Raw genomic sequence first — 10360 nt, forward strand, 5'->3', positions numbered from 1 at the left:
CCTGTACGGCGAGCGGGCCGGCTGGTCCCTGCCGGGCTACCCGGACGCCAAGTGGAACCGGGTGTCCCTGCCGACGACCGACACCCGCCCGGGGGTCTCCTGGTACCGCACCGACGTCAACCTGGACCTGCCGCACGGCCAGGACACCTCGCTCGGGCTGACCTTCACCGACGACCCGGCACGCAAGTACCGTGCCACGATCTTCGTGAACGGCTGGCAGGTCGGCAACTACGTCAACTACCTCGGCCCGCAGCACACCTTCCCGGTCCCCAACGGGATTCTCGATCCGAACGGCCACAACAGCATCGCCATCGCCGTGTGGAACCTGGACGGCAGCACCGGCGGGCTCGGCAAGGTCTCGCTCACCGACTACGGCAGCTATGCCTCGTCCCTGCGCGTCGCGCAGAACGACAGCCCCCGCTACGACTCCCGGATGTACGCGATGCCGAAGCGTCCGGGAGCGGATGTCACCCTGGACGTGCCGGACACCGCTCAGTCAGCACGGGCCTTCGCGGCCGAGACGACGGTGCGGTTGGCGAAGGACGGACCGTCCGCCTCCCGTCTGACTGCCTCGCTCTCCGCGCCCGACGGCTGGAGCGTGAGTCCCACGAGCCCCATGTCGGTCAAGCGCCTGCCACCCGGCGGATCGGCCACCTTCACCTGGAAGGTCCAGCCGCCGGCCGGGGAGCTGCCGTCCGCCTCGGCACTCACCGCCAAGGTCCACTACCTGCAGAACGGACGGCACGCTGTCGGCGGTGACGAGCGCATCGTCGGCGGGATCCCGCCGGCTCCCCCGGCCGGGAAGAGCGCTGTGAGCGACCTCCCGTTCCTGTCCTCCACCAACGGGTGGGGTCCGGTGGAGCGCGACAGCAGCGTCGGCGAGCAGGCGGCCGGGGACGGCCGTCCGATCAGTATCGCCGGTGTCAGTTACGCCAAGGGCCTGGGCACCAACTCGGTCAGCGACGTCCAGCTCTACCTCGCCGGAAAGTGCTCGCGGTTGACGGCGGACGTCGGTGTCGACGACGAGACAGGTGGTGCGGGAACCGTGACGTTCTCCGTGATCGCCGACGGCAAGACCCTGGTGACCACACCGACGATCCGAGGCAAACAGGCCGCGGCGCCGATCGACGTCGACGTCAGCGACGCCCAGGTGGTCGACCTCAAGGTCGGTGACGCCGGCGACAGCAACGGCAACGACCACGGTGATTGGGCGATGCCGACGCTGACGTGCGGCTAGGTCTGGGACCGCAACGGCGGGGCGGACCAGCGGTGGACTCTGCCTAGAGGCTGGGGCGGGCGTGCTGAGGTCCTGGGTCGGCCGCGAGGACCGGCCCAGGATCCAGCCGCAAGCTGGGCGGTGGGCAGGGTGAGAGGTTCGCGCCTCGCCGAGGCTTGCGCAGGCGGCGACCGGGTGACAGCTCCTGTGGTCCAGGTTGCGGCCCTGACGGTTCTTCATGAGCTCGGCGAACGCCCGGACGTGGTGGGCGGGGCGGTCGAGCGCGGGGCAGTGCAGCCCTCGGCCCACGGCTGGTGGAGGTAGGGCTGGATCCGGTCGGAAAGGCCGACGTCATCAGAGCGGGACACGCCCCGGAACCAGGGGCCCGGCGTCCAGATGAGCTGCGATGTACGTGATGGTCCGGGCGTTGTCCTCGAACAGATGCCCCTGCATACCCGCCGCCTGGGCGGCCTCAACATTGACCGCGACATCGTCGATGAAGAGACAGCTCTCCGGCCGCACGTCCAAGCTGGCGCATGCCGCCTCGAAGGCACGCAGGTCAGGCTTGCCGACACCGATCTCGTGCGAGTAGACGATCTGCTCCACCAGTTCGTCGAAGTGGTACAGCTCCGTCTCCCGCTCCCGGGCGCCGACGAAGCTGTTGCTCAGGATGCCCAGCCTGCAGCTTCCCCGCAGCCCTCGCACGTAGGCGATCAGTTCCTCGTTCGGCGTCCCCAGGTATTCCGTCCAGAGATCAGCCATGAAGTCTTCGACCTGGGGCGCGCCGAGACCCAAGCGTGCAGCCACTTCCCAGTGCACGTCTCGTTCGCTGATCCTCCCGACGCTTCCAGCCCGCCACACGTCGCGCATCCGCTCACTCACAGTGCCCAGCGGCAGCTCCAGCCGCTCTTCCCACCGTTGCACCCATCCTGTTTTCGGCGTGATCTCCAGCACGCCACCGATATCGAGAATGATGCAGGTCGCGGTCACGCGAACTCCCCCTCTTCGTCCCGCTGGCCGGCGAGCACACACCGCCCGCTCACGTGATCTATGGAGACACTGTCGTCCTTCCCTCTGGGGCAAGGTCAAGCGGTCTTGGAACCCTGTGACAGCCCTGTCGCGAGGCGCCGCCGCGACTCGGTGGCATCAGCAGGTGCCGCCAAAACTCGTGACGATCCGCGAAACCCTCTGCCGGCCGGACGCTGACGTCAGAACCCGTCAACAAACGCTGTCGCAAGAAGTGATCGCAGTCAGGACGCACCTGGGCCCCGCGCGGGCAGCGGCCGGTGGTGCGGGTGCGTGGCCGCAACCAGGGACGGGTCAATATCGCCGGGGTGGTCTGCTGCCGCGCCGGGCACCGTTCCCGCTTCTTCTTCATAGCCGACCGCAGGGTAGCGACCCCTCGGCCTATTGATGCCGGTTTCTCGGATCAGAGCTGGGCTGTCGCCAGCAGATCGATCGCGGGCGGCAGGCCCTGGCCCAGGGCGCCACGCCACAAGCGCGGAAAGGAGACGAGGAGGAGAAGCACTCAGCGGCGAACTGAGATGCAGGTTGCCATGAAGGTCAGCCCGGTCCTGGCATTGGGGGGTTTTCCCCATCGTGGGCGGGACTGTGGCCGCGTAGGGTCGCAGCGACTGATCACCGATTCAACTCGCTCCACACAGGGGAACTTCATGCGACACCCACAGACCCGCGTCCTTGCAGCACTGGCTTTGGCTGCTCTCACAGTCGGTGGGCTCTCCGCGTGCTCGGCCCTCGACGACCAGAAGACCTTTGAGGACGACGCCACGGTGTCCCAGAAAGTCACCTCGATCCGTCTCGACAGTGGGAACGGCGGAGTGAAGGTGGACGCTTCGGCGGACACCTCCACGATCTCCGTGCACCGCAAGGTCAACTACCGCGGTGACAAGCCGAGTGGCACTTCGTTCAGCGTCAAGAACGGCGTCCTGAGGCTCTCAGGCTGCGGCAAGAACTGCGGCGTCGAGTACGACGTCAAGGTGCCCGCCGGTCTTCCGGTGACGGGAGGCACGTCCAACGGCAGCCTCGCACTGACCGATGTCGGCACGGTCGACGTACATACGACGAACGGCGAGATCACGGTGAACAGCGCGACGGGTCCGGTGAAGCTGCGCACGTCCAACGGTGACGTCAACGTCAAGGACGTCAAGGGCGGCGGCATCGACACACAGACATCGAACGGCGAGGTGACGATCCAGACGGCCACCCCGCAGAACATCAAGGCCCGCACGACCAACGGCAGCCTCACGGTCACGGCTCCGCCTGCCCAGTACCAGATCTCGGCGAACGACTCCCACGGCGACAAGAAGGTGGCATTCAAGAACGACCCGTCAGGCAAGTACCGCTTGGATCTGTCGACAACGAACGGTGACTTGACTGTGAAGTCGGCAGGCTAAGGGCTTACAGAGAATCAAGGTCTTGCTTCGCATGGTTCGGCACATCTGGATGCGAGACGACGGCCCGCAAGGGCGTGGCGAGTTGTCGGCCGGCGAGGAGCCCTTGGGGCGGGTACGCAGGACCGGTGGCGGCCGGAGGAAGGCCGTGGACCTTGATCCGGGTCTGCGGCCCGCACCGCTCGCACTGGTGGAACCTGACGAGCGGGGCGACCCGATGTCGCCGCTGCGCTGGACGGTGAAGTCGGCCAGGAACCTCGCGGCCGAGCTCACCTGTCAGGGGCACAGGGTGAGCGCGGACACGGTCGGGAACCTGGACGGCTCCAGCAGCGAGGAGGCGTGCGCATCCGTGCACGCTGTCCATAACGTGATCCGCAGCACCATCGGAGATGGTGATCCACCGCGACAACCAGATGTACGAGTGGAAGCCCTTCGGCACGGTGCCACTGGGTTGACCCCATCCTGATTCGCGCCGCCCCGCCGCCACACAGCGGTGGGCAACGTCTCCCCATGCGAGCCAGACGGCTGTACGGCGGTGGGAAGGATCATGCGTGCGGGACGCTGACAGGTCGTCGTCTGTTCACCTGCGTGAGAAGGCTGCGGCTGAGCGCGGCGACTCAATCTCCTGGGGCGACGCCAAGGTCTCGACGCATCGCTTCACGAAGGTCTCGGGCGGCAGCCTCGTACGACGCGCGCTTGGCCCGGTACGTCTCGTCCTGGGAAGTGGCTCCGTTCAGCACTTGGTCCCGAAAGTCACGCAGTGCTGCGTGCACCCGATCAACGAGCGCGAGTACCTCCGTCGGCGCGCAGAGCTGGAGTTGGTGGCGGAGCTCGTAGGCACCGTTCTCGCGCACTCTGTCGCGCACCTGTCGGGCCCGATCCTCCGGCGAGTCGTGGATGTTGTGGGCAATGTCGCGTAGCTCGCTCCGAGTCCGGGAGAGGGCGATGAGGTACTCGCCGTACACCTGGCGTCGAAGCTGCTCGTCGCGGACTTCTTTGTCACGGCGTGATCGTGCACCGTCGACGGCGAGTGTCGATCCGATACCGAGCAGCGCGCCGAGACCGGTACCCACGAGAGTTCCCCAGTCCACTGTGCCCCGGCCGTCGACGCAACTGAGCGGTCAGCCTTCAGCGAGGCTAACCGGCAAGTGGTCGTACTTCAGCGAGATCGGTCAATCTCCGGTGAGACAGGACAGCCGCCCTCGCGCTGCGGCTCCAGGTCCTGGGCGAGCATCTCGCAGTAGCCCAGGGCCGACAGCTGCTGAACGAAGGACGACACGCGGACTACTCCGGCGGCTAGACCTCGATGTACGCGACGACCACTACGGTGCGCAGCGCCGTGACGAAGTACAGGATCCGGACGGCTTCGACTTCGTCGGTGTACTGGCGCAGCTGGGGGCCGGCGGTGTCGCCTGGGAGCGGCTCGCCGACGTCCGGGGCGACGGAGATGACGACCAGGGCGCGGTCCAGGGCGTGGATCTCCGCCTCGCTGGTGATGTTCTCCAGTTGCTTGGCGGCGGAGTCCGAGAAGGCGATCCGGGCGCGGCGCGGGCCGTGCTGCGGTGGCATCAGGCGACGGCCGGGCGCTGCGCGGCGAGCCGGGCGAGGTGGGCCTCGCGCAGCTCCTCCCACGGCTTGCAGTCCTCCACCGAGGGCAGCCCGTTCTCCGCAATGTCCTCCAGGACGGCGGCGAACTGGTCGGCGTTGGCGCGGGTCTTGGCCGCGTACGCACGCAGTCCGTCAGCGGCCGCGGGCTCCAGCTGCTGCCGGGCGTGGTCGGCGGGTGCGACCGGCTGTTCGCTCATCGAGGGCTCCGTAGGGCGCGGACTGGTGTCTCCCCCAACGGTATCGGCCGCCCCGGGACCTGGGGACCACTCCGGACGAAACCGGCTCGTGCGAGGGCCTGACCTCGCTCGTGGCATGCCTTTTCGGCTGAGCGGCCTAACCCGAGTGGATCACTCGAGTCACCTTGCGTATCTACTTGATTGCAGGGAGCACGGCCGGCGAGCGGACCAACCCCGCGGTGAGGTTGGGTTTCGAGCCCGGTCAGGTCGTCCAGGAGATCGGCTACGGCGAAGACGTCGATCAGGACCTCCGCGAGGGCATCGAGTCGCTGATCGGCCAAGACCTGGTCGACGAGGACTGTGGCAAGCGGTAACCATCCCGGCCCACGGCCGGCCCGCCCCCGTGCCGGAGCGGCGCACGCCCACAGCGGGGCGTAGGTGCAAGGCTTGTGGCATGGCCATTCGACCGTGGATGGACTTCCGGCCTTCCTGGCGGCCGGGTCATGCGCCCGCGCTGATGGTGATCCCGCTGGGGCTGATCGTCGCGGTCTGTGTGGTCGATGTGTTGTCTCCGTCGCACATCCACCTGGGCCCGCTGCTGGTGGCGGCTCCCGCGATCACGGTGGCGTTCGCGGGCGCTCGCATGACGGCGCTGATGGGGGTTCTCGCGGTCGGGGCCCAGGTGCTGATCGGGGTGCTCCGAGGGGTCCTGTCCACGGCCAACGTGCAGGCTCAGATCGCTGCCCTGGTCGTCGTCTCCACTCTCTGTGTCGCCTTCTGTGTGGTGCGGAGTCGGCGCGAGCGGCAGTTGCACCGGGTGCGGTCGGTGGCCGAGGCCGCGCAGAGTGTCCTGCTTCGGCCGCTGCCCGGACGCAGTGGCCCGCTGCGGATCGCCGGCCTGTACCTTCCGGCCGAGGAGGAGGCCGACCTGGGCGGAGACCTGTACGCGGCCGCACGGACCGCCCACCACAGCACCCGGCTCCTCATCGGCGACGTACGCGGCAACGGCCTGGCCGCGATCAACAACGCCGCCCTGCTGCTGGGCGCCTTTCGCGCGGCCGCCCATCGGCAGGCCACGCTGCCGCGCCTCGCCATCCACCTGGACGCGGCGTTCCGCTGGGACACGAACCAGTGGCGAGAGGAGGCGGAGCAGGACGCGAACGAGGACTTCGCCACCGCCATGCTGCTCGACATCCCCGACCACGAAGCGGTGGTCCACCTCATCGCCTGCGGCCACCCACCACCGCTCATGCTGCACGCGAATCGCGTCACCACGCTCGTGGCCGAGTCGAGCCACCTTCCGATCGGACTCGGCGGGCTCCTCGGCATGACCGAGTACGACGTCCAGACGTTCCCGTTCGAGGTCGGCGACCTGTTGCTCCTCTACACGGACGGCGTCATCGAAGCACGCAATGCCGAAGGAGTCTTCTACCCCTTCGCCGAACGAGTGCCCGAGTGGGCCAAGGAAGACCCCGAAGAGCTACTGCGCCTTCTGCGGGACGACCTACTGGCCCACGTCCACGGCCATCTGAACGACGACGCGGCCGTGGTCGCGATCCGCCGCCTGGCAGTCTGACCCGGGCCCGGAAACGGCCGGACCTACGGCGCCTCCCCACTGCTGCTTTGCCTGCGGCCGGGCGCATGGCTGTCGTGCTGGGCCTGGCGTTGGAGATCGGCCACGCGCTGCAGAGCCGTCTTGAAGGCGGCGTACTCCCGTGTGCCCAGTGCCTTCGCGTGGCGTTCCTCGATCGCGCGCATGATCGAGGCGGCGGCCTCCATCTGGAGCAGTCCGCGTTCGGTGGGGTAGATCAGTTTGGCACGGCGGTCTGCGGGGTCGGGTTTGCGTTCGACATAGCCCAGGCGTTCGAGGTCGTCGATGAGGGAGCCGATGACCTGCTTGTGCTGTCCGGAGGCGCGGGCGAGTTCGCTGGCACGGATGCCGTCGGCACGCAGGTAGGCGAGTACGGCGCCGGCGCGGGGCGGGATGTCGTCGAAGCCCTGCTCGGCGAGCGCGGTGAACAGCTCGCGCTGAACGGAGAAGAGGACCCGGGCAGCGAGCACGCCGAGGTCCGGTTCCGGGTTCTGGTGCCTGGTCAACGCCTCTCCCGTCTCCGTGGTCGTCCACCACAGTGCTGTGTCACCAGCGATTTTATTGGCTCGCCTCATGGGCTCGGACACCCTCATCCGGACCGGACCCCGGGCGCGACCCGTCAGGCTCGGCGCTTGCCCTCCCGAGGGCCTGGGTATAGCGTCGAAATGTCACTACTATTGACTATCAAGTTTGGTGACCAAAAAGGCTCTGGCGCAATCCAAGGAGCGGAACATGAGCGAGCGCAGCAAGTTCCTGGAGCCGATCACCCGAGAGAACGTCGCCGTGGTCCTGGTGGACCACCAGGTGGGCCTTCTGTCCGGCGTCCGGGACATCCCGCTCGGCGAACTGAAGCACAACGTGGTGGCGCTGGCACGGGCGGCGACCGTGCTGGGACTCCCCCTGGTCGTCACCACCACCGCCGCCGACAGCATGTGGGGGCCGACCACCCCCGAACTGGTCGAGGCACTGCCGGCCGGACTGAAGATCATCGACCGCAGCACGGTCAACGCCTGGCACGACGACCGAGTCCGCGAGGCCATCGAGGCCACCGGGCGGCAGAAGCTGATTATCGCCGGGGTGTCGCTCGAGGTGTGCGCGGCACTGCCCGCGATCTCCGCGACGGCCGCCGGGTACGACGCATATGTCGCCGTGGACGCCTCCGGCACCTTCAGCCACGCCAAGCGCGAGGCGGGACTGCTGCGCATGCAGCAGGCGGGCGTCATCGTGAGCGACTACGCCACCCTCATGGTCGAGGCCCTGGCCGACAACGCAGCCCCCGAGGCCGGTGCCCTCTACGGCGCCCTCGACATGCCGTTCGCCGTCCTGGTCGGCCAGATCTCCGCGGCCCACCGGGCCTAGAGGGCCCAACGACCACCGCGCCCCGGCGCCGCCCCACGTTGCGGGCGCACCGGCGGCGCCGACCGTCAGCCGTGTCCGGCAGAGACCGACCTCGCCATCTGGAAAATGGACGTCCCCAACCTTGTACGCACCCTCCGTGTCCGCCGCGAGGGCCATGACGACGGCATCGAAGAGCAGCAGGGCGCCCTGCTCGAAGAGGCTTCCGCCGAACTGGCTGGTGTGGGCGCTGGGCACGGGCAGCACGGCGTCGGCGAGAGTCCCCAGGGTGCTGTCCGGTTGCGCGGTCACGGCCAGCGTTCTGCCGCCAGGCCCAGGCTCGCCACATCGGACGGACGCTCCCGGTGACAGACACTCCCGGCGGTCTGGGACGAGCACGAGGCGGCCCGAATCACGGCCTGACCTCCCTGAACCGGATGTCTGTTGTCACCGCCTCGACGGCACCGGCCCGCAAGGCGGCTGTCACCACCGCACTGCAGCGCGCAATATTCGCGGCCCGGGACGGCGGGCCGTGACTGGCCATGGGGCCTCCGCAGGACATGCGCGGGACGGGCCCCGAAAGGAAGCAGCGGGCGATGCCTGAAGTATCAGGCCACGTTCGCGAGCTTCTGCCGCACGACGATCGCGTTGAGGCGGACCGCGAACGGTGCGGTGTCGGTGAGGCCCAAGGTCCCCACACGGGACTTGCCAAAGGCGACGGTGACGTCGGTGCAGAAGGCAACGGCGTACACGTACGCGCCGGCTTCTTCGTCCTGGAGGGCGAAGAACAAATCGCGGTAGTAGCTCGTGTGGTCCGGCCCCTCTTCGTAGTACACCAGTCCCGGTTCGCCCTCCTGCGCCCCGAGACCCGTGAAGGCATCCATGAGGTCGCGCTCGACGGTGTCCCAGAACGGAGCCTGAGCCGCCTCGGGCGGGAGTGCCTGGCGGACCGCCTCCTTGAGGGAGAGCGCCATCACCAGGATCGGCGCCTCCTCCTGGAGTCCCCAACCACGGACCATCTTGACGATGTCGCTGTCGGGAAGCACGGCGGCTGCATCGCGAATGTGCCCGAAGTCGTAGTTGACGGTGGCGGGCGCGATCGCCTCCTGGAAGGCACGCCCCAAGGCCTCCGCTTGGACAAGATGGGCCTCTCCCACCGCGGTGAATGTCCTGAAACAGGCTGCCAACTTCCCCTCCTTAAACATTTTGTTGCACTGGTGAGGCGTCAGTATGCCGTAGCGATGCGCGGCCGCGACCCGCAGGGCGCCGGTACGGCACGCGGCCGCGCATATCCAGCCGCCCAAGAAGACCACCGCGAAGAAGGCGTCAGGCCGGAGGCCACGCAGCGCCTAGGAGCTGTCCGGCCGATCATGCGATCGCGTTGAGCCGGGGGCCTGGAGCCTGGCCGAACGCCTCGTCGTAGGCTGCGGCGCATGGGCCCGTGGGACGTCTTGCCGGACAGTGAACGACAGCAGTGGACCTTCGACCCGTTCGTGAGCGTGGGTCCACTGAGGTTTGGAATGACTTCCGACGAGGCGTCCGCCGCAATCGGCGGCGTCCATGCGGCCGTGCGCCAGCATTACCCGCGTTGGGACGTCGTATGCGACACCTACTCCAAAGTGGGCCTGAAGCTCTACTTTGCGGCTGAGCGTTTGCTCGGAGTCTCGATCGACGCTCGTCGGGGACCGCAAGTCCATGCGGACGAGGCGGCGTTGGTCGGACAGGTTCCCTCTGAGCTGGAACAGTGGCTGTTCGATCGTGCGGAAAGCCGGGAAGCATTTACGGAACTCTTCTATCTGCCGGGCGCGGAGCCCGGATCGCTGACTCTCGGGGTGGTGCTCTGCGTGCAGCGGGCCGGCGATCATTTGCTCACGCGCCCCGTCTTCCTTGCCGCCGATGTGATGGGGGACGTCTATCACTGTCTGCCGAGGGAAGCCTGGGCGATCTTCTGATCCCGGCCCGCGTCCTGGTAATCCCTGCCCGGCGCATGACGTAAGCTGGACTCACCGACGCGGGGTGGAGC

Annotated in this window: 11 protein-coding genes and 3 pseudogenes; 8 read left to right on the forward strand and 6 right to left on the reverse strand. The window is 67.9% G+C overall.

Annotation, left to right across the window (positions count from 1 at the left end; genetic code table 11):
• Positions 1-1237 (forward strand): NPCBM/NEW2 domain-containing protein (locus tag BEK98_RS45795; RefSeq protein WP_208643425.1); only part of this gene is annotated, 1237 nt, incomplete at its 5' end.
• Positions 1238-1570: 333 nt separating this feature from the next.
• Here BEK98_RS45795 and BEK98_RS45800 read toward each other — a convergent pair.
• The gene (locus tag BEK98_RS45800) at positions 1571-2206 is read right to left on the reverse strand and encodes an HAD family hydrolase (RefSeq protein ID WP_094222748.1); all 636 of its coding nucleotides are present in this window, start codon (positions 2204-2206) and stop codon (positions 1571-1573) included.
• A gap of 263 nt (positions 2207-2469) precedes the next feature.
• Here BEK98_RS45800 and BEK98_RS51515 point away from each other — a divergent pair.
• The 3 genes and pseudogenes from BEK98_RS51515 to BEK98_RS45810 form a co-directional block, all read left to right on the forward strand.
• Positions 2470-2592 (forward strand): annotated as a pseudogene (locus BEK98_RS51515) (IS630 family transposase); the annotation flags it as partial.
• A 180-nt stretch (positions 2593-2772) separates the two neighbouring features.
• Positions 2773-3630: a DUF4097 family beta strand repeat-containing protein gene (locus BEK98_RS45805; protein ID WP_244202286.1), complete on the forward strand. Its 858-nt coding sequence runs from the start codon at positions 2773-2775 to the stop codon at positions 3628-3630.
• A gap of 53 nt (positions 3631-3683) precedes the next feature.
• Positions 3684-3943, forward strand: a pseudogene (locus BEK98_RS45810) (ISAzo13-like element transposase-related protein); the annotation flags it as partial.
• A 301-nt stretch (positions 3944-4244) separates the two neighbouring features.
• Here BEK98_RS45810 and BEK98_RS45815 read toward each other — a convergent pair.
• The 3 genes from BEK98_RS45815 to BEK98_RS45825 form a co-directional block, all read right to left on the reverse strand.
• A complete protein-coding gene (locus BEK98_RS45815) occupies positions 4245-4700 on the reverse strand; it encodes a hypothetical protein (RefSeq protein WP_143684264.1) in 456 nt (151 codons plus the stop codon).
• Positions 4701-4923: 223 nt separating this feature from the next.
• Positions 4924-5196, reverse strand: a complete 273-nt coding sequence (locus BEK98_RS45820; protein ID WP_094222751.1) for a hypothetical protein — start codon at positions 5194-5196, stop codon at positions 4924-4926.
• Positions 5196-5432, reverse strand: a complete 237-nt coding sequence (locus BEK98_RS45825; RefSeq protein ID WP_094222752.1) for a hypothetical protein — start codon at positions 5430-5432, stop codon at positions 5196-5198. Before BEK98_RS45825 ends, BEK98_RS45820 begins: the two co-directional genes overlap by 1 nt.
• A gap of 176 nt (positions 5433-5608) precedes the next feature.
• On the opposite strand from BEK98_RS45825, the pseudogene BEK98_RS45830 reads away from it, so the two are divergent.
• Together BEK98_RS45830 and BEK98_RS45835 are read left to right on the forward strand one after the other, a co-directional pair.
• A pseudogene (locus tag BEK98_RS45830) lies at positions 5609-5770 on the forward strand (DUF3052 family protein); the annotation flags it as partial.
• A gap of 95 nt (positions 5771-5865) precedes the next feature.
• Positions 5866-6987, forward strand: coding sequence for a PP2C family protein-serine/threonine phosphatase (locus tag BEK98_RS45835; protein ID WP_094222753.1), 1122 nt, complete (start codon positions 5866-5868; stop codon positions 6985-6987).
• A 23-nt stretch (positions 6988-7010) separates the two neighbouring features.
• On the opposite strand, the gene BEK98_RS45840 is transcribed toward BEK98_RS45835, so the two are convergent.
• Positions 7011-7508 (reverse strand): MarR family winged helix-turn-helix transcriptional regulator, encoded by a 498-nt coding sequence (locus tag BEK98_RS45840; protein ID WP_244202287.1) that lies wholly within the window; start codon positions 7506-7508, stop codon positions 7011-7013.
• A 226-nt stretch (positions 7509-7734) separates the two neighbouring features.
• Here BEK98_RS45840 and BEK98_RS45845 point away from each other — a divergent pair, with 226 nt between their 5' ends.
• The gene (locus BEK98_RS45845) at positions 7735-8361 is read left to right on the forward strand and encodes an isochorismatase family protein (protein WP_094222755.1); all 627 of its coding nucleotides are present in this window, start codon (positions 7735-7737) and stop codon (positions 8359-8361) included.
• Positions 8362-8945: 584 nt separating this feature from the next.
• On the opposite strand, the gene BEK98_RS45850 is transcribed toward BEK98_RS45845, so the two are convergent.
• Complete coding sequence (locus tag BEK98_RS45850; protein ID WP_244202288.1) at positions 8946-9641, reverse strand: Type-2Aa cytolytic delta-endotoxin; 696 nt, start codon at positions 9639-9641, stop codon at positions 8946-8948.
• Between the two features lie 216 nt (positions 9642-9857).
• On the opposite strand from BEK98_RS45850, the gene BEK98_RS45855 reads away from it, so the two are divergent.
• Positions 9858-10289, forward strand: coding sequence for a hypothetical protein (locus tag BEK98_RS45855; RefSeq protein ID WP_143684265.1), 432 nt, complete (start codon positions 9858-9860; stop codon positions 10287-10289).
• The last annotated feature ends 71 nt before the right edge of the window (positions 10290-10360 follow it).

It is taken from the genome of Streptomyces diastatochromogenes (genome assembly GCF_002242805.1).
Taxonomy (GTDB): Bacteria; Actinomycetota; Actinomycetes; order Streptomycetales; family Streptomycetaceae; genus Streptomyces; species Streptomyces diastatochromogenes.